This window comes from Phycisphaerales bacterium (assembly GCA_040217175.1).
In the GTDB taxonomy this organism is placed as follows: Bacteria; Planctomycetota; Phycisphaerae; order Phycisphaerales; family UBA1924; genus JAHCJI01.
The window spans coordinates 318115-339020 of sequence record JAVJNT010000002.1 but is presented as its reverse complement, the minus strand read 5'-3'; the positions used below and the strand labels follow the sequence as shown (position 1 = coordinate 339020).

General features: G+C 69.7%; 16 protein-coding genes. 9 read left to right on the top strand and 7 right to left on the bottom strand.

Going from position 1 to position 20906, the window contains the following annotated elements; genetic code table 11:
- Positions 1-365 precede the first annotated feature (365 nt).
- Together RIA68_08540 and RIA68_08535 are read left to right on the top strand one after the other, a co-directional pair.
- Positions 366-1664, top strand: coding sequence for a VCBS repeat-containing protein (locus RIA68_08540; protein ID MEQ8317488.1), 1299 nt, complete (start codon positions 366-368; stop codon positions 1662-1664).
- Between the two features lie 21 nt (positions 1665-1685).
- Positions 1686-2480 (top strand): M14 family zinc carboxypeptidase, encoded by a 795-nt coding sequence (locus RIA68_08535; protein ID MEQ8317487.1) that lies wholly within the window; start codon positions 1686-1688, stop codon positions 2478-2480.
- A 3-nt stretch (positions 2481-2483) separates the two neighbouring features.
- Here the strand turns inward: RIA68_08535 and RIA68_08530 are convergent, their stop codons facing one another.
- Genes RIA68_08530 through lpxA form a run of 3 tightly spaced genes read right to left on the bottom strand, consistent with a single transcriptional unit; the run spans position 2484 to position 5134 of the window.
- Complete coding sequence (locus RIA68_08530) at positions 2484-3404, bottom strand: class I SAM-dependent methyltransferase (GenBank protein ID MEQ8317486.1); 921 nt, start codon at positions 3402-3404, stop codon at positions 2484-2486.
- Positions 3401-4270 carry an MBL fold metallo-hydrolase gene (locus tag RIA68_08525; GenBank protein MEQ8317485.1) on the bottom strand — a complete coding sequence of 290 codons (870 nt, stop codon included), beginning with the start codon at positions 4268-4270 and terminating at the stop codon, positions 3401-3403. The genes RIA68_08530 and RIA68_08525 overlap by 4 nt, the downstream gene beginning before the upstream one ends.
- A gap of 27 nt (positions 4271-4297) precedes the next feature.
- Positions 4298-5134, bottom strand: coding sequence for an acyl-ACP--UDP-N-acetylglucosamine O-acyltransferase (gene lpxA / locus RIA68_08520; GenBank protein ID MEQ8317484.1), 837 nt, complete (start codon positions 5132-5134; stop codon positions 4298-4300).
- 36 nt (positions 5135-5170) lie between these two features.
- On the opposite strand from lpxA, the gene lipB reads away from it, so the two are divergent.
- Together lipB and RIA68_08510 are read left to right on the top strand one after the other, a co-directional pair.
- The gene (gene lipB / locus RIA68_08515; protein MEQ8317483.1) at positions 5171-5896 is read left to right on the top strand and encodes a lipoyl(octanoyl) transferase LipB; all 726 of its coding nucleotides are present in this window, start codon (positions 5171-5173) and stop codon (positions 5894-5896) included.
- A 68-nt stretch (positions 5897-5964) separates the two neighbouring features.
- Positions 5965-6552 carry a GC-type dockerin domain-anchored protein gene (locus RIA68_08510; protein ID MEQ8317482.1) on the top strand — a complete coding sequence of 196 codons (588 nt, stop codon included), beginning with the start codon at positions 5965-5967 and terminating at the stop codon, positions 6550-6552.
- Positions 6553-6555: 3 nt separating this feature from the next.
- Here the strand turns inward: RIA68_08510 and RIA68_08505 are convergent, their stop codons facing one another.
- The gene (locus RIA68_08505; protein MEQ8317481.1) at positions 6556-7245 is read right to left on the bottom strand and encodes a prepilin-type N-terminal cleavage/methylation domain-containing protein; all 690 of its coding nucleotides are present in this window, start codon (positions 7243-7245) and stop codon (positions 6556-6558) included.
- Between the two features lie 63 nt (positions 7246-7308).
- Here RIA68_08505 and RIA68_08500 point away from each other — a divergent pair, with 63 nt between their 5' ends.
- On the top strand, positions 7309-8547 hold the full coding sequence (locus tag RIA68_08500) for a TIGR03435 family protein (GenBank protein ID MEQ8317480.1): 1239 nt from the start codon (positions 7309-7311) through the stop codon (positions 8545-8547).
- Between the two features lie 13 nt (positions 8548-8560).
- On the opposite strand, the gene RIA68_08495 is transcribed toward RIA68_08500, so the two are convergent.
- On the bottom strand, positions 8561-9910 hold the full coding sequence (locus RIA68_08495) for a replication-associated recombination protein A (protein MEQ8317479.1): 1350 nt from the start codon (positions 9908-9910) through the stop codon (positions 8561-8563).
- An 81-nt stretch (positions 9911-9991) separates the two neighbouring features.
- Between RIA68_08495 and RIA68_08490 the strand changes: the two genes are divergently transcribed.
- Complete coding sequence (locus RIA68_08490; protein ID MEQ8317478.1) at positions 9992-10711, top strand: lysophospholipid acyltransferase family protein; 720 nt, start codon at positions 9992-9994, stop codon at positions 10709-10711.
- Positions 10712-10745: 34 nt separating this feature from the next.
- Here the strand turns inward: RIA68_08490 and RIA68_08485 are convergent, their stop codons facing one another.
- Together RIA68_08485 and traT are read right to left on the bottom strand one after the other, a co-directional pair.
- On the bottom strand, positions 10746-11558 hold the full coding sequence (locus RIA68_08485; GenBank protein ID MEQ8317477.1) for a DUF1932 domain-containing protein: 813 nt from the start codon (positions 11556-11558) through the stop codon (positions 10746-10748).
- 110 nt (positions 11559-11668) lie between these two features.
- Entirely contained in the window at positions 11669-12514 is an 846-nt protein-coding gene (traT, locus tag RIA68_08480; protein ID MEQ8317476.1) for a complement resistance protein TraT, read from the bottom strand.
- 184 nt (positions 12515-12698) lie between these two features.
- Between traT and RIA68_08475 the strand changes: the two genes are divergently transcribed.
- The 3 genes from RIA68_08475 to RIA68_08465 all read left to right on the top strand — a co-directional run bounded on the left by RIA68_08475 (position 12699) and on the right by RIA68_08465 (position 20828).
- Complete coding sequence (locus RIA68_08475) at positions 12699-13955, top strand: glycosyltransferase N-terminal domain-containing protein (GenBank protein ID MEQ8317475.1); 1257 nt, start codon at positions 12699-12701, stop codon at positions 13953-13955.
- 318 nt (positions 13956-14273) lie between these two features.
- Positions 14274-19709, top strand: a complete 5436-nt coding sequence (locus tag RIA68_08470; protein MEQ8317474.1) for a sensory rhodopsin transducer — start codon at positions 14274-14276, stop codon at positions 19707-19709.
- Between the two features lie 114 nt (positions 19710-19823).
- Complete coding sequence (locus RIA68_08465) at positions 19824-20828, top strand: 2-hydroxyacid dehydrogenase (protein ID MEQ8317473.1); 1005 nt, start codon at positions 19824-19826, stop codon at positions 20826-20828.
- The last annotated feature ends 78 nt before the right edge of the window (positions 20829-20906 follow it).

Genomic DNA, 20906 nt, shown 5'->3' with positions numbered 1-20906 from the left:
TTCGTCTTGACGCCTCGCCGGCGGGGCCGTGCGCGGGCTGCGCCCGACGCGGGGCGGCGGCTGGCGGGGCACCCGCGGGCAGCCAATACCCAGGCGGCCCGGGCTCGCACCCTTCGTTCGCTCGAGCCCGGGCACGCCTGCTTTGCAAATCACCTTCCCATTGCGCGACGCCGGCCGGTCAACCTCCGAAGACCGGCCGGCGTTCTACTTTTGCTCGCGGATTCGCTTTCGGGCTTTGCACCCGATTGGCCGCGGGCCGCTCCAAAGCGAAGCGCAACTCCGTCCCGCTTCGCCTTCTCCGACGCCTGTTTGCCTTGCGATGGGGCCAGCCTCCCAGTACCCTTTTCGCAGAGAGGAGCCTCAAGATGTCCGTGACCCGCATCGTGCACCAACGAACGGTGGCTGTGCTCGCCGCCATCATGCCCCTGGTTGCGGTGGCCCAGCCGTGCGACCCGACTGCGATCTTCGAGCCAGAGCGACGCTCGGGTGCCGGTCTGGCCCCGAGCACCGTGGCGCTCGCGGACCTGGATGGCGACGGCGATCAGGACATGGTCATCACGAACAGCTTTACCAACGAAGTGGGCGTGTGGCCCAACAACGGCGATGGCACGTTCGCTCCCCGAGTCGGTCTTTCCGTCGGGGGATTCCCGCTTTACGTGGCGCTCGGCGATCTGAGCGGCGATGGCGTCATGGACATCGCCACAGCGAATCTCAACACCAATGACATCAGCGTGTTGCTCGGCCGGGGCGATGGTTCATTCGAGCCGCAGCAACGTTTTGGCGCCTGGATCCGCCCCAGCAGCCTCGCGCTGGGCGATCTGGACGGCGATGGCAATGCCGACGTCGTTGTTGCGAACGAGAACGGCAACAACGTCAGCGTGCTGCTCGGCCGCGGCGGCGGCACCTTCGATCCGCAGCAGCGCTTCGACGTCGGCCAGCGGCCCCTGAACGTCGCCGTGGGCGACCTGGATGGCGATGGCGTGCCGGACGTCATCGTCGCCAATGCGACGGACGACAACGTCAGCGTCTTGCTCGGCGTTGGTGACGGATCGCTCGCGAACCAGCAGCGCTTCGCGGCCGGCGACGGCCCCATTGGGCTTGCCGTGGGCGACCTCGACAACGACGGTAACGCCGATGTGGCCGTGGCCAACGAGCGCAGCGAGGACGTGAGCGTGCTCCTGGGGCGGGGCGATGGAACGTTCGAGCCCCAGCAACACTTGCATGTCGGTCCCGGACCGCTCCGCGTTGCCATGGCCGATCTTGATGGCGACGGCAACCACGACCTGGTCGTGCCCAACAACCTGACCGACGACGTGAGCCTGCTGTTGGGACGGGGTGATGGAACGTTTGCACCGGAGATCCGCTTCGGTGTGGGCGACGGGCCGCGTTTCGCGGCGCTGGGTGATCTCGATGGCGACGGCGACACGGACGCCGCGGTGGTGAACTTCAACCGCGACACCCTGAGCGTCCTCATCAATCGCTGCGGCCCGAGCACCTGCGCCGCCGACCTCGACGGCGACGATGTGCTCACCATCTTCGACTTCCTCGCCTTCGGCAACCTCTTCGACCTCATGGACCCCCGCGCCGATTTCGACGGCGACGGCGAGTTCACGATCTTCGACTTCCTCGCCTTCCAGAACGCCTTCGACGCCGGCTGCCCGTAGCGATTCGTCCTATCGTGGCGGATGAACGCGTGCCGCCTCCTCCCTCTCCTCTTCTCCCTCCTCCTGGCAGCCTGCGCCGGCCGCCCCCAGGACTACCTCACGCCCCCCGGCGACCGCGTCGACATGCCCGCACCGCCCGCGCTCGAGTCCGCCGCGACCCAGCTCGGCGCCAGCCGCCAGGGCCGCCCGATCTTCGTGCGCACCCACGGCGCCGGGCCAACGGGCGTGCTCGTCATCGGGCTGATCCACGGCGACGAACCCGAGGTCTACCAGCGCTTCGACGACCTGTGGCTGCGCCTGCGCACCGCCGGCTACGAGGGCCGCCTCACGCTCCACGCGATCGCGAACATGAACCCAGACGGCCTGGAGCGCCAGCGCCGCGGCAACGCGCGCGGCGTCGACCTCAACCGCAACTGGCCCGCACGAAACTTCCGCCCCTCGACCGCCCACGGCCCGAACCCCCTCAGCGAGCCCGAGGCCGCCGCCGTGCACCGCTTCATCCAGCAGGCACGGCCCGCGGTCATCGTCGTCTTCCACTCGACCGGCGGCGGCCCCTTCGTCGATCCCGACGGCCCGATGGAAACCGCCGGCCCGCTCGCCGAGGCCTTCGTCCGCGCCGCGGCGCGCGTCGATCCGTCGTGGCGCATGAACGCCGACTTCACCAATCCCGCTGGCTCGCTCGGTTCGTGGTACGGGCTCGACGAGCAGCAGGTCGTGCTCACGGTCGAGCTGCGCCCCGGCACGCCGCCCGAGGATGCGCTCGCCGCCGCGACCGCCGGCACCCTCGCCGTGCTGCGCACGCTGTCGGGCCCGTAAGGCCTAGACGCGCTGGCCCTCGCCGCCCTGGTCCCCCGGACTCCCGCCTTCGGGCGCCGGCGGCTGGTCGTCGTCGTCGAAGGATCGTTCGAGCATGACGCCGCATCGCGCGTGCACGCGCACGCGCTCCAGCCGCTCGATGCCCGGCGCCTGCGCGCCCGCCAGCGCCCGCAGCTCGCCCTCGAGCGCGCCCAGCCGCGGGTCCTCGCGCGGGTCGTGGTGGCCGCTGGGCAACGCGAGGAGCACCGTCATCACCCCGCCTGGCGACAGCAACCGCCAGCACTCACGGAGCTGCGCGTCGCGTTGCGGCCCATCGCCCGGCAGCCGCCGGTGCACGATGCCATCGAACGCGCCGTCCAGTTCGCCGGCGAGCGCGGGCGGCGCATTCGTCGGGGAATGCAGGTCGCAGACCTCCAGCGACGTATTGGCCGGGTGATACCGGTGCCGCGCATAGCGCACGCTCGTCGCATCGGGCTCGAGGGCCACGAGCGCGCCGGTCGGCCCCAGCCGCTCGCTCAGCCACGCCGCCCCGTGCCCCGTGCCCGCGTGCAACAGCAGGACGCGATCGCCCGGCCGCATCAGCGGATCGATCAGCGTGAACTCGCCCAGGTCGGTCTCGCCCAGCAGGTCGGCGATCGGCCGCGCGCCGCTCACCTCCAGAACCATCTTCGCGCGATCGGGGAACCGCACGCGGTACCGCTTGCCCATGCCCCGGGCCAGCGCCCGGCGCAGCGGCACGGCATCGAGCTCCTCGTACCGGACGCCCTCGACCGTGACGACCTTTCTCGTCCTCAGCAGCCCGCCGAACCAACGCGCCAGCCGCGACGCACCGACCTCCGCCGCCGAGCCCTCTCGGCCGCCCACGCGCTGCCCGCTCGTGTTGCGATACCCCAGCGCCGGATCGCCCGACCTCGGCTCGCTCACCGCATCGGCCCGAACAGCGTCATGGGCGCCGCCGGAACGACCGGAGCCGGCGCCGCGCGCCCGCCCGAGATCGGCACCCACCGCGTCGGCGCCTCGGCCGACGCGATCGTGCGCGCATAGTCCGCGCCCTCGTGCAACTCGCCGACGATCTCCGGCCGGTTGCACTCCCTCGAGAGATGCAGGAACACCGCGTGCTCGCGCGGCCCGATGGCCTCGGTTGCCCCGAGGCACTGCTCGTTGCTCAGGTGCCCCGCGCCGCCCATGATCCGCCGCTTGAGGAAGTCCGGCCGCTCCGAACGTGCCTGGAGGCGCGGGCAGTAGTTGCTCTCGATCGCCAGCACGCCCACGTCGGCATGGAACTCGACCAGCCGATCCGTCACCTCGCCCAGGTCGGTCAGGAAGCCCAGCTCGCCCTGCGGCGTCTCGATCCGGAACGTCGCCACGCCCTCGGCGTCGTGGCTCGCCAGCCGACTCGTGAACGTCGCCGATCGCATCGGCTCGAACGCGTCGCGCTCGAACGTCCGCAGGCGCCCGGCGTCGTGAAGCGGGTCCAGCCGCCGCTCTCGGGCGTGCGACGCGTGCACCCACACGCACGCGCCCCTTCCGAGCTTTCGCGGCGCCACGCTCGCCCACGACGAGTAGAAGTGATCGCTGTCCAGGTGCGTCAGCACGATCGCGTCGACGTCCTCGAGCCCGTGCCCGAGCTCGCCCAGCGCCGCCGCCGTACGCCGGGGGCTCAGCCCCGCGTCGATCAAGACCAGCCGCCCGTCGGCGCTCCGCAGCACCGAGCAGTTGCCGCTCGAGCCGCTGGCCAGCACGCACAGCGCCGGCCAATCGTCGGGTGATGTGTTCGTCCGCCGCACCATCCGCCCCTCCCTGGGCCCGAAGGTCGCTCAGCCAGACCGCCGCGTGTTCCGCCCCGCGCCGCGTCCGACGCCCCGCTTGCTCGTTGCGATGAAGTCGGCCATCTCCTGTACGTACGGATCATCGCCGCCGAGCTCACGTAGCGTCGCCAGCGCTTCCTCTCGCGGGAGGCTCTTGGAAATCACCGTGCGGAACGCGAAACGCAAGGCGTCGATCGACGGTTTGGGTACGCCCGCGCGTCGCAGCCCCACCAAGTTGAGCCCGTTCGTTGCGTTGATCTGATCGCACAGGCAGAAGGGCGGCACGTCCATGGCCGTCGCAACGCCGCCCGAGATGAACGCCATCCGGCCCACCCGGCAGTGCTGGTGCACGGCCGTGTTCCCGCTCATCGTCGCGTTGTCGTACACCGTGACGTGGCCGGCCAGCAACGCATTGTTCACGAGGATCACGCCGTTGCCGACCATGCAGTCGTGCCCAACGTGGCTGGCCGCCATCAAGTAGCACTTGTTGCCAACGCTGGTGGGGTGTGCATCGGTCGTCGCCGCGTGCACCGTCACGTGCTCGCGGATCACGCACCCAGAGCCGATGACGACTCCCGGCGTCGGATCGCCCGGCGAGAACTTGAAGTCCTGCCCGGGCATGCCGATCACCGCGAACGGATAGATCGTCGTGCCCGTGCCGATCGTCGCGGGCCCTTCCAGGTGCACCGACGCGATGAGTCGCACGCCCGCATCGAGCCGCACGCCGGCGCCCACGTGGCACCGCGGCCCGACGACCACCCCCTCGCCGAGATGCGCCTCGGGGTCGACATACGCGGAAGCGTGAATCTCGGCAGTCTCGTGATGGCTCGAAGAGGCGGTGGACATCGACCCATCGTAGAGCCTCCGGAGCTACCGTCGAGCGTGGCAGACTCGCATCCGGGCCTCGACATCATCGACCTGGGCCGCATGGGCTACGCCCAGGCCCTGGAGATCCAGCGGGCGCGACAGGCCGAGCTCATCGACGCGCGGGGCGTCCCCGGCGGCCCCATCGGCACGATCTACCTCGTCGAGCACGAACCGGTCATCACCGTCACCAGCCGCCCGGGTGCCGCCGAACACGTGCTCGCCTCGATCGACCACCTCGCGTCGCTCGGCGTGGAGCTCCACCAGACCGATCGGGGCGGCGACGTCACCTACCACGGCCCGGGCCAGATCGTCGCCTACCCCATCCTCGATCTCGAGCGCCTTTCCGCACCCAGCGGCAAGCCCCTCGGGTTGCACGGCTACATGCGCCTGCTCGAACAGGCCGTCATCGACACCCTCGCGACGTACGACATCTCGGGCGAGCGCGACGAAACCGCCACCGGCGTCTGGGTATCGCCGGGCATGGGGCCACCAGCCAAGATCGCCGCCATGGGCGTCCGCGTCCGCAAGTGGGTCACCATGCACGGCCTGGCCCTCAACGTCTCGCCCGACCTTGCCCACTTCAACCTCATCGTCCCGTGCGGCCTCGCGGGCCGCCCGGTGACGAGCATGCACGCGATCCTGGGCGAGTCGTGCCCCGGCTTCAGCGCCGCACGCACCACCCTGGCCGGCCATCTGGCCCGCCTCGTGACCGAGCACGCGGCCAGCCCGATTTCCCGTTGATCGGTCCCGCCGTTTCGGGTATAAGGGAACGGTCGCCACCCGCACGAAACTCGATTGGGGGTATCGAAATGCAGGCTCGAATCACCATCGTCCCGGCCGCCTCGCTCCTCGCCTTCACCCACGCTGCCCACGCTCAGGACTGGGAACGCTTCACCTTCGGCCCGGTCGGCGACCTCATCATCATCAGCATCTTCATCACCGACGACAACCCGCAACTCCAAGTCACCGACGCGTTCGCGTCGGGTGACCGGTTCTCCGTCCGCCTGGTCGATCGTGCCGGCACCGTTGATGAGTTCGTGTGCTCCGAGCCGACCACCATCGGCGACGAGATCGGCGCCGACTACGACGCCGCCTTTGCCGACGACCGCTGGTCGAGCGGCGAGGTCTACCTCTCGCACCGCGGCCCGCTCTCGATGGAGATCAGCGTCACCGCGAGTCCCTTCGGCGTTGGCGGCGCCGCCTATCGCCTCACGTTCGGCGAGCCACCGTGCCGCGCCGACCTCGACGGCGACGGACAGCTCACCATCTTCGCCTTCCTTGCGTTCCAGAACCTGTTCGACGCCGGCGACCCGCTCGCCGACTTCGACGGCGACGGCGAGCTCACCATCTTCGACTTCCTCGCCTTTCAGAACGAGTTCGACGCGGGCTGCGAGTAGCGATTATCGAAGCGGCTCCAGCCACGCCGATTCGACGCCCGCGAACGCACGTGCCGAGCCATCGAACCGCACGGCGTGGCACCGCGCACTGGCGCGGCCTCCGTGCCACAGGCCGAGCCGCTGCGCCACGTGCGAATCCTGCCGGAAGTCGATGACGCTGGCTGTTCGCGTGCGCGGCGGCTGCCCGGGCCCCGGCGGCGTCGGCGCCGCGTCGACGAGTAAGGGCGTCTCGGCCGGCCGCGACACCAGGTTGAACCGGATCGACGTCGGCCGCGCGTCGTAGTCGCCCGCGTCCCCCGGCTGGCCCGCCAGCCCCGTCGCGTTCATGGCGTACGTCCGCGTCATCCGCTCGCCAGTCTGCGCCTGGCACGCCGGACACACGAGGATGCCCGATTCCTCGAACACCTCGCCCGGCCCCGTCCCCGCGCGCCCTGCCCCGCCCTTGGCCTCGGTCTGCACGACCAACGCCCAGTTCGGCAGCGCCGCATACGGCTGCCCGATCGCCGGTCCGAACCCGTCGTATTCGTCTGCATACTGGGCACAGATCAGGTGCGCCTGCCGCAGGTTCGAGAGGCACACCGCAGCCCGGCCAGCGTCCCGCGCGCCGGCGAGCACCGGCAACAACACGCCGAGCAGCACCGCGATGATCGCGATGACGACGAGAATCTCGATCAGCGTGAACCCGCGGCGCATCGCGTAGCGTACGGCACCGAGTCGACCGATCCCGGTCGGCCACGCACTCCGGGGGTTTCCAACATGATCCGCATCCAGCGCCTCGCCCTGCTCGCCCTGACGCTCGCAGCCTGCGTGGCCGGCGCAGCCCGCGCTCAACAGGCCCCCGGCCCGGGCGACGCCGCTCCGCCCATCACCCTCGATGCCCTGACCAACGCCCCCGAGGGCGCCAACGCGAGCTGGGAAGCCTGGTCGAACGGCACCACCGTCATCGAGTTCTGGGGCACCTGGTGCGGCCCGTGCGTGGCAGCCATCCCGCACATCAACGAGCTCCACGACGAATTCGCTCCCAAGGGCGTCAACTTCCTCAGCGTCACCTACGAAGAGCCCGCCATCACCGACAGCTTCCAGGAGCGCATGAAGCTCCACACCTGGATCGGCCACGACATGGATCGATCTATGGTCAAGGACTACGCCGTCCGCGGCTGGCCAACGACCTTCATCGTCCGCGACGGAACCATCGTCTCGCGAACGCATCCCACCGCGCTTACGAAGGAACGACTCGCCACGATCGTCGAAGGCAAGCCAGACCCGTACGCCGCACGCGAACACCAAGACATCAAGGCTCCCGGCCAGGTCGGCCCCGACGGCCGCCCCGTCCTCTCCGGCGGAATGACCGCTGGAATCGATCCCTATTCGCCCATCGAAGACCAGCCGGCCATCCAGGTCATTGTCCGCCCCGCGGGCAACTACAGCATGACCTCCGCCAGCGGCACCGCCCTCACCGCGCTCGGCCGCACGGCCGGCAGTGTCGTTACTTCGCTCTACAACCTGCGTGGCTACGCCGTCGAGGTCGACCCCGCCGTCACCGACCAAAAGTTCGACGTCATCTACCGCGTTCCGCGTGATCAGTACAACACGCTCATGCCCGCCGTCCGCGAACTCATCACGGCCGGCCTGGGCGTCCGCCTCGAAACCGAGATGCGCGAGGTCGACGCCTACAAGCTGCGCATCGCCGACACCGGCCTCAAGCTCAAAGATTCCGGCGTTGATCGCCACCTGGGTACCAGCTCGATGATGAATGGCCGCACCATCACCCTGACCAGTGCGAGCGCGTCCATGGCCACGATCGTCGGCAACGTGGCCGGCATCATGAGCGCCCCCGTCCTCGACCGCACCGATCACGAGGGTTACCTGTTCCTCGATCTCGATCTCACGGCCGACAAGACCACGCTCCCCGCAGAACTGCTGGAACAGGCAGGCCTCGTCCTCGTGCCCACCAGACACGAGATCGAGTTCACCATCATCAAGCCCGCAAACTAACCTCTCGAAAGAGCTACGACCGCCGTTTGCGCCGCAACGCCCGGATCTCCGCCAGCCGCGCCGCCATCGCGGCCTCCTCCCCGGCGTCGCCGGGCTCGTAGTACCGCTTCGGTACGCCCAGGTAGTCCTGCCCCGTCACGCCGCCTTCGGCCGCATGGCTGTACTCGTACTTTTCGCCGCCGGCCTCCTTGGTGCGCACGCCGGTCGCGTCCTCGGTCGTCAACGGCGATGAATTGGGATCGCGCAGGTATACCGGCACCGGCACGGTCCGCCCCTCCTTCACGTCTGCGATCGCCGCATCAATCGCCCGGTACGCCGCGTTGCTCTTGGGCGCGAGCGCGAGGTAGCACGCGCAATGCCCCAGCGTGATCCGCGCCTCGGGCAGCCCAATCCGCTCGACGAGCTCCCACGTTGCCGCGGCCACCATCACAGCCCGCGGGTCGGCGTTGCCGACGTCCTCGCTGGCCAGGATCGCCAGCCGCCGGGCGATGAATCGCGGATCCTCGCCGCCCTCGAGCATCCGCGCGATCCAGTAGCACGCCGCGTCCGGGTCGCTCCCGCGGATGCTCTTGATCATCGCCGACGCCGAGTCGTAGTGCTCGTCGTCACCGTATACCGCCGCCTTCTGCTGGATCGAATCCTCGGCGACTTGCCTGTCGATGACGATCCGCGCGCCGTCCCTGCCCGAACTCAGAACCGCAACTTCGAGCGCCGTGAGCGCGCGTCGCGCATCGCCATCGCTCTTGATCGCCCAGACGCGCAGCGCCTCATCGTGCGCCTCGATGTTCAGCGTGCCGTAGCCGCGCTGTTCATTCACGAGCGCACGCCGCAGCACCTCGACGATCTCGTCTTCGGTGAGCGGCTCCAGCCGGAACAGCGTGCTCCGGCTCACGAGCGCCGCGTTGCACGCGAACAGCGGATTCTCCGTGGTCGCGCCGATCAGCGTCAGCACCCCCTGCTCCACGTCCTCGAGCAGCACGTCCTGCTGGCTGCGGCTGAACCGGTGCACTTCGTCCAGGAACAGCACCGTCCGCGGTCCTCCGTCCTCCAGCCGCGCCCGCGCGACCTCCGAGATCTCGCGCACCCGCTTCACCCCGATCGACGCCGCGTTGGCCGCCTCGAAGTGCCGCCCCGAGTGCTCGGCGATCAGCCCCGCCAGCGTCGTCTTGCCCGTCCCCGGCGGCCCGTGGAGGATGAGGCTGGTGAGCGCGTCGGCCTCCAGCATTCGTCGAAGGAGCTTCCCCGGGCCCAGGATGTGCTGCTGCCCGACGACCTCGTCGATGGAACGCGGCCGCATCCTCGCCGCCAACGGCTCGGCCTTCCGCCGTCGCTTGGCCCGTTCTGCTCCGAAGAGATCGCTCACGGGCCATGGTACTGCGTTCGATCTGACCTCCCACATGACTGGCTCGCAACCGAACCTAACGGGTGCTAACCTGTTGCCCTCATGCCCGATTGGCTCTTCTGGTTCATCCCGGCGGTGGTGCTTTGGCTGCTTGCCGTGGTGGTGGCCGGGCGGGTGCTGGAGGGGCCCCGGGGCGACGAGGTCATCGGGAACGCGGCGTACCAGGTCATCCGGCTGTACGTCCGGCTTCGGCACCCCCCGAATGTGGAAGGCCGCGAGCGCGTCGAGGGCCTCGTCGGCGGTGAAGGCGACGTCGGGCCGCTGATCGTGGTGGCCAACCACGCGTCTGGGGTCGACCCGCTCTTGATTCAGTCGGTGCTGCCGTTCGAGCCGCGGTGGATGATGGCCGCCGACATGCGCCACCCGACCGGCGAGTGGCTGTGGCGGTTCGGTCGCATCATCTTCGTCGACCGCGCCAGCAGCGATCCGACCGGCGTCCGCGAGGCGCTGCGTCACCTCTCGGACGGCGGCGTGCTGGGCCTGTTCCCCGAGGGTGGCATCGAGCGGCAGCCCCAGACGCTGCGGCCCTTCCAGCCGGGCGTTGGGCTCTTGATCCGGCGGAGCGGCGCCCGCGTCCTGCCGATCGTGATCGAGGGCGCAGCGATGGCTCCGACGGCCTGGGGCGCGTTGGTCCGGACAAGCCGGCCGACCATCCGAATCATGGAGCCGATCGACTACGGGCGAGAGACGAGCCCCGCGGAGGTCGCAGCCGACCTGCAGTCCCGCTTCGAAGCGTGGACCGGCTGGGGCGTCGGAATCTGAATGGCTGCAGTTCCTTGAATCCGCGCGGCCCGACCTATGCGTCTGCGGTGCGTGGATGGCTGCCGGCCACGCGCTGGTACACCTTTGCGGCGCTCTGGTGGAAGCCGCCGGGCTGTCCGGCGGACTCGAACGTCGAGGCGATCTCGAGCATCTCGCCGACGTAGCGCCAGGCCTTGGGCACGACGGCGCCGCTGGTACGCTCGTACCGCGCGGCGAGGTCGGGGACCGAGTGCTCCCATTCGGACGTCAGGGCGTCGAGCACGCCGAGGCTCTCGGCGGTGCTGGCCGTTGCCAGCAGCATGGCGGCGCTCCCCTTGGTCCACGCGGCGTAGACCATCTTCAGCGCACTCGCGGCGAACTCGCCCATGCCCTCGAGAACGGGCGCTTCGAAGGTCGAGCCCTCGAAGAGTGCGGCGACGTCGCGGGCACGCTCGCCCGCAAGGTACAGCCGGCTGCCCGCGGGTTCGGTGGGGGGTGGGCCGATGATGCCGCCATCGACGTAGGTTGCGCCCGACTGCTCCACGGCGGCTCGCACGGTCGCGGCGGTCGCGGGGCTGATGGCGTTGGCGTCGACATAGGTGCCGCGGAAGCCAACGCCCGCGGCGTCTCGCGCCGTTTCGATGGCGGCGTGTGGCGGAACGACGCTGAAGATGGTGGTGGCCCACGTGCACAGGTCGAGCAGCGTCGAGAACTCGCGCAGGCCCGAGGCACGGTGTGCGGTCTCGTCGCTGCGCCCCTCGCGGCACCAGCCGACCTCATGGCCGTTGGATGCGAGCGCGCGGGCAACGGCGGCGCCCATCGCGCCAGGATGGAGCACGCCGATCGTGGACTTGCGTGTGTCGGTCATGACAGCAGCCTAGAGGGGCGCCGGCGCAAGGCAAGAGCCCGGCCGCTCGTGCACACCGGGCTCGTCCAAGGTGAGAATTTTCTTATCCGCCGTTGGGTGGCTGACCCCGTTTATTGAGGCAGCATCTGCTTGACGACGTTCTCCACCCGGTTGCGGATGAGCGGCATGGCCTCGTTCTCGCGCATGTTCATCTGGTTGGCCCAGGCGCTAAGACGCACGCCGTGGGGGAAGTAGTTGCTGGTGCGCGTCATGGTCGCGGTCGAGCCGGTTCGCTGGCTGGTGGCGCCGCCGTCGGCGGCCCGTCCCGAACCGACGCCTGCAGTGGTCGTGCCGGAGCTGTCGCTATCAGCAAGAAGCTCGAACTCGATGGGGTTGGGGCTGTACTCCTCGAGCACGAAGTCGGTGATGAGCGCCCACTCGCGGACCTTCGAAGCGTTCGAGATGCCGAGTCCGACCAGCCCGCCTGCGGCGGCGCCGGACGCCGCGCCGGCGGCCCAGCTATCGGTCGCGCTCTCGACGAGCGCATAGGTGCCCACGCCGACGGCGGCACCGCTGATCCAGCCCATGGCGCGGGCGGCGCTGGCCCCGCCCGACTCGGGCTCGACCTCGCCGAAGAACCGCGTCCGGGCGCGGAGGCGGTACGTGGCCTCCTGGGGGTTGGCCACGAGCTGCCAGCCCTGGGCCGAGGCGGCGTCTCGCAGGAGCTGGGTCAGGTCGACGTCGGCGTCGGAGATGTTCTGGTACGAGACGTAGACGGTCTTGTCTTCGGGTGCGGGGGGTTCGAGTTGCGGCGGGGGGACGACCCACACCGTGCCCGACTGGGGGTTGGCGTACTTGTTCGCGGTCGCCTTGCCGAGCAGGCGGGCGCTGGCGGTGCAGCCAGACGTGGCGCTGATCGCCAGCAGCCCGGCGATCGTGGCCGCGGCGAGCAGCGTGGTGCGGAAGGTGCGTTGCATCTCGAACTCCTTAGCAGCGAAAATGATCCCGTACCCCAACGAGACGGGGACGCGTGGACCGTTGCAGGGTACCCCTATCGGCCGGGCCGGCCCGTCTCCCTCGGCGGGCCGGCATGCCTCTGTGTGCGCAGGGCGGGGCCGCCGCACGCAGGAGTGGCCCAACGGATGTCGGCTACGCTGGGTCGTGATCGGGGCGGTGACCAACGCGGTGTACCTTGGCGTGGCGGCAGCCACGGCGCCGTGGTGGGCCCGAAAGGCCCGGGGCGGCTGGCGAGAGCGGTTCGGCAGGGTCGAACCGCTGCCAGCAAAGGCCGAGGACGGGCGACCTCGGGTGATGCTGCACACGGTGTCGGTGGGCGAGACCAACGCGGTCCGGGCGCTCGTGCCGCTGCTGACGCCCCATGCGCGGGTGATCGTGACGGCGACGACGGACACGGGGCTGGCGCGGGCGGAGGAGCTCTACGGCGGGACCTGCGACGTGCGGCGGTACCCGCTGGACGCGACCTTCTCGGTGCGGCGGTTCCTCGATGCGGTGCGGCCGGACGTGGTGGGGCTGGCCGAGCTCGAGCTGTGGCCCAACTTCGTGGCGGCGTGCCGGAAGCGGGGCGTGCCGGTGGCGGTGATCAACGGCCGGATCAGCGAACGGTCGTTCGCGGGGTATCGCAAGCTGCGGCCGGTACTGCGCGGGGCGTTCGGGTCTCTGGCGGCGGTCGGGGCGCAGGATGCGGCGTATGCACGGCGGTTCGTGGCAATGGGGGTGCCCGAGGACCGGGTGCAGGTCGCGGGGAGCCTGAAGTGGGACTCCGCCCCGGATCCTCCTGCACAGGGCGTGTCGGACCGAGCGGAGGCGCTGGCGGGGTCGATGGGCATCGACCGCGACCGGCCGGTGCTGGTCGCGGGCAGCACGGGCCCGGGCGAGGAGGCGTTGCTCCATGTGGCGTGCCCGGCCGGCGTGCAACTGGTGTGCGCGCCGCGCAAGCCCGAGCGGTTCGAGGAGGCTGCCCTCGCGATGCCGGGGTGTGTTCGGCGGTCGGCCGGGGTAGCCGGGCCGGGAGACCGATTCCTGCTTGACACGCTGGGCGAACTCGGGGCGGCGTACGAACTGGCCGACGTCGTGGTGGTGGGGCGGAGCTTCGGGCCCGTCGAGGGGCCCGTGCAGGGAAGCGATCCGATGGAGCCGGCGGCGCTGGGCAAGCCGGTGGTGACCGGCCCGGCGCACGCGAACTTCGCGACGGTGGTGAGAACCCTCGCGGAGGCCGGCGCGTTGCGGGTGGTCCAGTCGGCGGCGCTCGCCGGGGCGATTGAGGGTTTGTTCGGTGATGCGCCGACGCGGGCGGCACTGTCGGTCGCGGCGCGGCGGTGCGTCGAAGCGCAGCGGGGCGCGAGCGGTCGGCAGGCGGAGATGCTGCTCGGGCTGGCCGGCGTGCGGCCCGGGGATTGATGGCAACCGGGTTGGCGTTGGCGGCTACACTAGCGGCGGATTGAGCAACAGCGCGACCCGGAAGGTCGTATGCCTGTGTGGGAGTGGCGCTTGGCGACGATGCCGGCGCGGTCTTCGGCCGGGCAGCCCCGTCCGGCGGAGCGCTCCGTGCGGCTGCTGGACGAGCGTCCGGCGGGCCGCACACCGTGGGTCGGCGCCGCCGATCCCTGCCCACCGACCCACCCGCATGTCCCGGCCGACCCCGGCGGGACGGGCCCGCACCGAAGCGTCCATCCCGCGAATCCGTCACGCCCCCGAGCGTCGCCGTTGGAGATTCCGATGTCTACGAGCACATCCGTCCGCCGTCGCCTGACCGACCTGTTCCGCCTGGCCGGGGCCGCTGCGCCGGGACGCGTGGACGCCCCGACACGCGTCGAGGCCCTGGAACCGCGCGTGCTGCTTTCGTCGGCTGTTGAGCTGCCGGCTGGCGTTGAGATGCGGCCCTGGGGCGACGGTGAGGTCGCGGCGATCGAAGACTCGTGGATCGCGACCTTCGATCGCTCGGTGAACAAGGAAACGCTGACGGCCGAGTTCAGCAAGCTCGTGCACGAGCTGGGCATCGCGATCGATGGCTACATGCACCGAGGCAGCCGGTACGTCGAGTTCCTGACGCCCGACCCGCTGCACGAGGGCGCGATCGAGGTGATCCGCGATCGCATCGGCAACCTGATCAACATCGAGCCCAACGTCGCGTATGCGCCGCAGCGCGTGGCCAACGACCCGCTGAACGGCGAGGCGTGGTGGATCGACAACGTGGGCCAGCCCATCCCGGGCCAGCCCGCCGGCACGCCAGGCGCCGACATCAAGCTCGAAGAGGCGTGGGAGATTACAACCGGCTCGAGCGGCGTGGTCATCGCCGTGGTGGACACCGGCGTGGAGTGGTACCACGAGGACCTGGCCGACAACATCTGGGCCAACGCGGGCGAGGTGCCGGGCAACGGCATCGACGACGACGGCAACGGCTTCATCGACGACGTGCGCGGGTGGGACTTCGGCACCGCGACGTTCGGCCCGGGCGGCACGGGCCAGTTCGGCGGCGACAACGACCCGGACGATACGGCGATCGGTGGCGGCCACGGCACGGCGGTGGCGGGCACGATCGGCGCCGTCGGCAACAACGGCATCGGCATCGCGGGCGTGAACTGGGACGTGTCGATCCTGCCGATCAAGATCGCCAACGAGCAGGGCGCCCTGGTCGGTGGTGCGATCATCGCGGCGCACGACTACCTGACGGGCCTGATCAATGCCGGCACGAACATCGTGGCGAGCAACAACAGCTACGGCGCATTCGCCCCGAGCTTCTTCGAGGAGTTCGAGGAGTTCGACTTCGAGCGCCAGGCCATCGAGGACTTCATCGCGGCGGGCGCAACGTTCGTCGCCTCGGCGGGCAACGACAGCAACGACAACGACGACGCGTTCACGGCCTTCCCGGCGGCGTACAACCTGCCGGGGATCGTGGCGGTGGCGGCGACGAACAACCGCGACGAGCTGGCGGGCTTCTCGAACTTCGGCGAGACGACCGTGGACGTCGCGGCGCCGGGCGAGGCCATCCTGACCACGGCGGTGAACGGCGCGTACACGTTCATCGACGGCACGAGCTTCTCGGGCCCGATCGTGGCGGGCGTGGTCGGCCTGATGAAGACCGTGCGGCCCGACCTGACGCCCGAGCAGGTCACCGACGCGCTCATCGACTCGTCGGATCCGATCGCGGCGCTGCAGGACCGCGTGGTGGCCGACGGCCGGATCAACGCGGCGCGTGCACTGCAGATCATCACGACCGACGGTCCGCTGGTGCTGCAGGTCAGCCCGGGCGAGATCGCCGGCTCGCCGGTGAACCAGGTGCAGGTGTCCTTCAGCGAGCCCGTGCAGGCGCTGCCGGTCGACATCCTGAGCCGCATCTCGCTCATCCGCGCCAACGGCGACGGCAGCTTCTTCGACGGCAACGAGATCGCGGTGAACCTGTCGACGGCCGCGCTCGACGCGTCGCGCACGGTGCTCACCATTACGCCGGTCGGCTCGCTGAGCGCCATCGACGACTACCGGCTGACCCTCGACAACACGGCCATCCGCGACGACGAGGGCAACTTCCTCAACGGCGACTCGTCGAGCGGCGAGGACGAAGTCTACGAGTTCGAGCTCATCCTCGCCCCTGGCATCGGCGAACCCAACGACCGGCTCGCGACGGCGACGCCCGCCATTATCCCGGGCGGCGGCGACGGCACGGTCACCTTCGCCGGCCGGACGATCGGCGACGGCGTGCAGGGCGGCCTGGACGTGGACATCTACCGCCTGGATCTGCCGCGTGGCGGCCTGATCTCGGCTCGCGTGTTTGCGCAGCAGCTGCCCACGCCGAGCACGCTGGACGGCGTGCTGCGGCTGTTCGACGCGGCGGGCCAGGAACTGGCGATCAACGACCAGTTCTTCGGCAACGATCCGTTCATCGACTTCTTCGTGCCCAGCGCGGGCGTGTACTACGTGGGCGTGAGCGGCTTCGGCAACGAGCAGTACCTGCCGCTGGTGCCCGCGAGCGGCCAGACCCAGTCGCTCGGAAACTACGACCTACGGCTCGACGTGGCGCTGATCGGTGATTCGGAGCTGAACATCGGCAACAGCTTCGCGGCCCCGGGCGTGACGATTCCCGACCAGAGCGTGCTGATCGATTCGATCTTCATCAGCGACTCGCGCCAGGTGCGCGACGTCAACGTGTCGCTGGACATCAACCACGACTTCATCAGCGACCTGACAGTGAGCCTGGTGGGTCCGCAGGGACAAGAGATCCGCCTGTTCGGCGGCATCGGCGCCGACGCGGACGACATCCTGGGGGCGGTGTTCGACAGCGACGCGACCGAGAGCATTACGAGCGTGACGGCCGCCGACGCGCCCTTCACCGGCACCTGGCGCCCGCAGGAGTCGCTGGACGTCTACGACAACAACTCGGCCCAGGGCGTGTGGCAGCTCGTGATCCGCGACACGAAGGGCAACGACGTGGGCAGCCTGCTGGGCTGGTCGCTCGACTTCGTGCTGGAGAACGACATCTTCGGGCCGTTCGAGCTGAACGACACGCTGACCACGGCCCGGTTGATCGAGCCGTCGCAGGGCACGGTGAGCTTCAACGCCTTCCTGGGCGACGGCGGGTTCGGCGTCCGCGACGTGGACCTCTACCAGTTCGAGGCGGCGGCGGGCAGCACGTTCACGGTCGACGCGACCTCGGGCGGCGTGGCCGACCTGGCCATCCGCCTGTTCGACGCGGCGGGCAACGAGTTGCAATCCTCGAACCCCGCGAGCGAGCGGGACGCGGCGATCGACGGCTTCGTGTTCGTCGACGGCGGCACCTACTTCATCGGCATTAGCGACGCGAGCCGCGCGGTAGCGCCGGGCGCCTACGACCCGACGGTGGTCGGCTCGGGCGAGGACGGCGCGTCGGTCGGCTCGTACGACCTCGTGGTGCGTCTCAACTCGGGCGTGAGCGATCCGGGCGTGATCCTCGATGGCGACCGCTTGTCCGTCGGCCTGTCGCCCAGCGGCGCCTGGGGCCTGGACGGGCAGGGCATCGTGTTCGGCGGGGCCGAGTTCCTGGCGGGCGCCTTCGATGGCCGACCCGCGTTCTTCGGGCTGGGCACCGACATGGGCGCGTTCGTCAACGACGGCGCGGGCAGCAGCCAGGACGTGCCGTTCAACGTCACGAGCCAGTCGACGGCCACCGTCAACCGCGTGGCGGTCAGCGGCGTGTCGAACGGCTTCCTGGTAAACCGGGCCATCAGCTACGGCTCGGGCGACAACTTCATCGCCATCGACGTGACGCTGACCAACACGACCGAGCGCCGCATCAGCGACGTGCTGTGGACCGAGGGCTTCAATCCCGACCAGAACCTGGGCACGACCGGAAGCCAGTTCACCATCAACGACGTGATCGACGGCCAGGCAGTGGCGGTGGCGACCGGCAGCAACGGCCTGGCGATCGGCCTGGCCGCCGACCCGAGCGACACGCGTGCGAGTGCGCTCTTTGCCTCGCTCTCGGCCGACGTTCGCAACCCGCAGAGCGTGCTCGACCGCATGGTCGCCGATCCGGACGGTCTCTCGAGCGACCTGACGATGGCGCTCAGCTACGACATCGGCGCGGTCGACCCTGGCCAGACGGCAACGCTGCGGTACTTCGTGTTCCTCAGCGAGCAGGGCCAGGAAGGCATCGCGGGCGCCAACGGCCTGCAGGCGACGGCGACGAACACCCGGGCCGACATGCAGCGGCTCGATCGCGGCCTGCTGACCTACGACCCGACAGCTCCGGCCGACGACACCGAGGGCCTGGCCGATCTCGCGTACCGCCAGTACTACCCCGAGGGCTTCGCGAACGATCGCTCGAGCACGTTCGTGCCGCTGACAAACTTCACCAACACCGACGCCCGCGTCGTGGTGATCGTGCGGTACGAAGACCCGAGCATCCCGATCCGCGACCAGGTCATCTTCGACGGCACGGTGGAAGCCAACACCCGCAGCCCCGATGCGTTGACGGTGACGACGCCCGACCTGTACGCCATGGGCAGCGAGACCAACGTGTTCAACCCGGTGTCGGGTTCGGCCGACGGCGTCTTCAAGGACACGCCCTACGCGCTCGAGGTTCGCTCGTCGGTGCCCATCGCGGCGACGATGAGCCACTTCGACTTCGGTTCGTCCACGGGCGAGGCGTTCAGCGGCGTCACCAGCGAGACGTGGAGCTTCGCGAGCGTGTCGATCGGCGAGGGCCAGAGCGACTTCGTGACGTTCCTGAACACCACCGGCAACACGACCAAGGTCAGCCTGTTCCTCTTCCCGCTCAGCGGAGAGGGCGGGCAGGCCGTCGAGCTGGTGTACACGCTGGAGGGCTACCGCCGCGGCGGCTGGAACTTCAACAACGAGCTGGCCAACGGGCAGCTGGCCGGACGGATCACGCCGGGCGAGTACGGCGTGTCAATCATCGCCAGCGAGCCGATCGTCGCGGCGGCGAGCAGCTTCGGCGGCGGCGCCGGCTCGGCCCAGCTCGGTACGGCAAACCTGGGCGCGACCCAGGGCGCGATCGCCGAGGGCCAGGTCGGCCAGTCGAGCGAGAGCGAGACGATCAGCGTCTTCAACCCCTCGTCGTCCGAGGCGACCGTGACGCTGCAGTTCATCTTCCAGGACGGCGGCGCGATCCGCCAGACGGTGGAAGTTGCCCCGGGCCGCGTGAGCCTCGTGAGCGTCGAAGACATCGCGCTGTTCCCGACGGGCACGCCCTACGGCGTGTTCTACGAGAGCGACCAGGCGGTCGTCGTCGCGAGCAGCACACGCGGGCTGGGCGAGGCGTTGTCGACCTCGACCGCCAACGAGGCCCACACGCTGTGGGGCTTCAGCGAGGGCTTCGCGCCGCTGCAGGGCGGCCAGGTACGCGAGTACCTGCGGGTGTATAACCCCGGCCTGAACGACAGCCTGCTCGAAATCACCTTCCGCTTTACCGACGGCAGCACCGAGACGTTCCGCCGTGTGGCGGGCGCGTCGACGGTCAGCGAGTTCAACCTCCGCACCTTCCTCAGCCAGTCGCGATTCGACGCGGCGGCCGCCGACGGGGCGGCGGGCATCTTCTACGGCTTCACCGTCAAGAGCTCGACGGGCATCGTGGCCTATCAGGGCCGCACCGACAGCTTCTTCGATGGCTCCTTCGGTACGCTGGGCGTGCCGCTGGGCATCGAGAGCGCCATCGCGTAAGACACACCGCTTCGCCATCGTCCTGCCACGCCCGCGGCCCCTCGGTCGCGGGCGTTTTTCTTTCAGGGGCGCGTTAGAGGTTGCCGTGCGGGCGAGCGCGGCGTTGGATGGAGCATGAAGGCACTGGTTTACAGCACGCGGGCGTTCGATCGTCGGGCCCTCGAAGAGTCCAACGGCGGGCGGCACGAGCTGGCGTACGTCGAGGCGTCGCTCCGGGAGGTCACGGCCGAGCTGGCCCGCGGCTATGAGGCGGCGGTCATCTTCAGCCAGGACGACGCGTCGGCGCCGGTGCTCGAGAAACTGGCCGAGTGCGGCGTCCGGCTTGTCGCGCTACGGGCGGCGGGGTTCAACCAAGTCGATCTCGAAGCGGCCGAACGGCTAGGCATCGTGATCGCCCGCGTGCCGGCATACTCGCCCGAGGCAGTGGCCGAACACGCGATCGGGCTGATGCTGTGCCTGAATCGCAAGATCCACCGCGCGTACAACCGGGTCAGAGAGCGGAACTTCGCGCTCGAGGGCCTGATGGGCTTCGACATGAAGGGCAAGACGGCGGGCTTCGTCGGGGCGGGACGGATCGGCCTGGCCGCCTGCCGGATCCTGCTGGGCTTCGGCTGTCGCGTGCTGGCCTTCGACGTCGAGCCGAGCGACGAGGGCCGATCGCTGGGCGTCGAGTTCGTGGACATGGATCGGCTGCTGCGCGAGAGCGACATCGTCTCGCTGCACTGCCCGCTGACGCCCGGCACGCGACACCTGATCGATGACGACGCGCTGGCGAAGATGAAGGACGGGGCGATGCTGATCAACACCAGCCGTGGCGCCGTGGTCGATACCCGCGCGGTGATCGCAGCGCTCAAGACGCGGCGGCTCGGGTCGCTGGGCATCGACGTGTACGAGGAAGAAGGCGACCTGTTCTTCAAGGACCTCTCGAGCGAGATCCTCGACGATGAGGTCTTCGCTCGATTGCTGACGTTCCCCAACGTGCTGATCACCGGCCACCAGGGCTTCTTCACGCGCGAGGCGCTGGCGAACATCGCCGACACGACGATCGCCAACCTGACGGGCTTCGAGGGCGACGGCGTGCCGCCGGAGAACCTCGTGACGACGGCGATGATCGCCTAGCGATCAAGAAGGCGGCAGCGACCGATCGAGGGTCCGGCGGGCCGTGCGATATCGGTCGTGCGGCAGGGGGATGCCAAC

Coding starts and splice junctions, on each gene's coding strand:
- RIA68_08510 (MEQ8317482.1), top strand. CDS start 5,965: ATGCAGGCTCGAATCACCATCGTCCCGGCCGCCTCGCTCCTCGCCTTC.
- RIA68_08465 (MEQ8317473.1), top strand. CDS start 19,824: ATGAAGGCACTGGTTTACAGCACGCGGGCGTTCGATCGTCGGGCCCTC.
- lpxA (MEQ8317484.1), bottom strand. CDS start 5,134: ATGTCCACCGCCTCTTCGAGCCATCACGAGACTGCCGAGATTCACGCT.
- traT (MEQ8317476.1), bottom strand. CDS start 12,514: ATGCAACGCACCTTCCGCACCACGCTGCTCGCCGCGGCCACGATCGCC.
- RIA68_08505 (MEQ8317481.1), bottom strand. CDS start 7,245: ATGCGCCGCGGGTTCACGCTGATCGAGATTCTCGTCGTCATCGCGATC.
- RIA68_08540 (MEQ8317488.1), top strand. CDS start 366: ATGTCCGTGACCCGCATCGTGCACCAACGAACGGTGGCTGTGCTCGCC.
- RIA68_08470 (MEQ8317474.1), top strand. CDS start 14,274: ATGTCTACGAGCACATCCGTCCGCCGTCGCCTGACCGACCTGTTCCGC.
- RIA68_08490 (MEQ8317478.1), top strand. CDS start 9,992: ATGCCCGATTGGCTCTTCTGGTTCATCCCGGCGGTGGTGCTTTGGCTG.
- RIA68_08525 (MEQ8317485.1), bottom strand. CDS start 4,270: ATGGTGCGGCGGACGAACACATCACCCGACGATTGGCCGGCGCTGTGC.
- RIA68_08535 (MEQ8317487.1), top strand. CDS start 1,686: ATGAACGCGTGCCGCCTCCTCCCTCTCCTCTTCTCCCTCCTCCTGGCA.
- RIA68_08485 (MEQ8317477.1), bottom strand. CDS start 11,558: ATGACCGACACACGCAAGTCCACGATCGGCGTGCTCCATCCTGGCGCG.
- RIA68_08500 (MEQ8317480.1), top strand. CDS start 7,309: ATGATCCGCATCCAGCGCCTCGCCCTGCTCGCCCTGACGCTCGCAGCC.